This window comes from Asanoa sp. NPDC050611, assembly GCF_040654855.1.
Lineage (GTDB): Bacteria > Actinomycetota > Actinomycetes > Mycobacteriales > Micromonosporaceae > Asanoa.
The window spans coordinates 1-1250 of sequence record NZ_JBFAIU010000692.1 but is presented as its reverse complement, the minus strand read 5'-3'; the positions used below and the strand labels follow the sequence as shown (position 1 = coordinate 1250).

Genomic DNA, 1250 nt, shown 5'->3' with positions numbered 1-1250 from the left:
TGCCCGGCGCCCGGGCCGTCCAGAGCACGCCGTGGACCCGCGCCGAGCCGTTCAGCGGCACCGCGAGCACGGGCCCCGGCCCGGGTCGCGGTCATGCGCCGGCGGCTGCACGCGTTGTGACGACGGGCCGTATTTCCGGGCGTGTTCGCTTCTCCGACGTGGTAGATGCCGCCGCTCTCGGCGGGTCCGGGTAGGCGCGGCGACGGCCGCTGAGCCTGCTCAAGTCGCGTACGCCTCTGGAGTAGCGATGGTGGAGTTGCCGATCAAACGAATCGAGGTCTTCCCGCGCGAGCTCTCCGGCCACTTCGACGAGAACGGTCGGCTGCCGCGGGCGGTGCTCGTCGTGCAGCCCGGCTCGGCGCCGAAGCTGACGATGTGCCGCACGGCCATGCGGTCGCTGGAAGCGATGGCCGCCGAGGCGAGAAAGGCGATCGGGCTCAGGTTGCGGGTCGGCTTCTCGAACGACTCCTACCGCCCGCTCAACGTGCAGGAGCGGTTGTTCCGAGAGCGCTACCAGCGGGGGCCGGGGCCGGACAGCGCGTTCTGGGACAGCGACGGCGACGGGGTCAAGGAGCGGTGGTCCAAGAAGGACCCGGATCTGGCTACGGCGGCCGTCCCTGGCACGAGCAACCACGGACTCGGCCTCGCCTGCGACTTCGTGCTCGACAGCGGCGACCGCATTCTCACCTGGCTGATCAAACACGCTGACGAGTTCGGCTTCTCCGCCGAACTCCAGAAGGAACCCTGGCACTGGCACTACCACGCCGGCGACGCCATCCCGGCGGCGACCCGCGCCTACGAGGAGGACGAAATGGCTTACACCGAGGGTCAGATGCGTGCGTTCGCGTGGCAGTACAACGGCCGCGGGCTCGCCAACAACGACCAGAACCCGGACGGCAACATCTCGGCGCTCGGCGCGTTCAACGAGATCCTGTTGACCGTCCGCAAGATCGCAACTAAGGTCGACCTTTCGCCGGCCGAGTTGGCCGCCATCCGCGAGGCGTCGAAGCAGGGCGCCCAGGCGGGCTTCGCCGCCAGCGTGGACGATCTGGTCGAGGCCGTCCTCGCGGCCCTGCCGCAGGGCGATTTCACTGCGGCCGACGTCGAAGCGGCCGTGCGCTCGGTCGCCGAACAGAACCAACCGGCGTAGCGAAGAAGATCAGGTCGGAGTCGCCACGCAGAACTCGTTGCCGCTGCTGCGGGCCGCGGGACACGACGTCACTGGCCTCGACATCAGCCTGTACGCCGAC

Annotated in this window: 1 protein-coding gene; it reads left to right on the top strand. The window is 69.3% G+C overall.

Annotation, left to right across the window (positions count from 1 at the left end; genetic code table 11):
* Window positions 1–247: 247 nt before the first annotated feature.
* Window positions 248–1150, top strand: a complete 903-nt coding sequence (locus AB0H87_RS41875; RefSeq protein ID WP_360159454.1) for a M15 family metallopeptidase — start codon at window positions 248–250, stop codon at window positions 1148–1150.
* The last annotated feature ends 100 nt before the right edge of the window (window positions 1151–1250 follow it).

Bases quoted from the DNA above. Each gene is read 5' to 3' on its own strand.
- AB0H87_RS41875 (WP_360159454.1), top strand. From the start codon at position 248: ATGGTGGAGTTGCCGATCAAACGAATCGAGGTCTTCCCGCGCGAGCTC.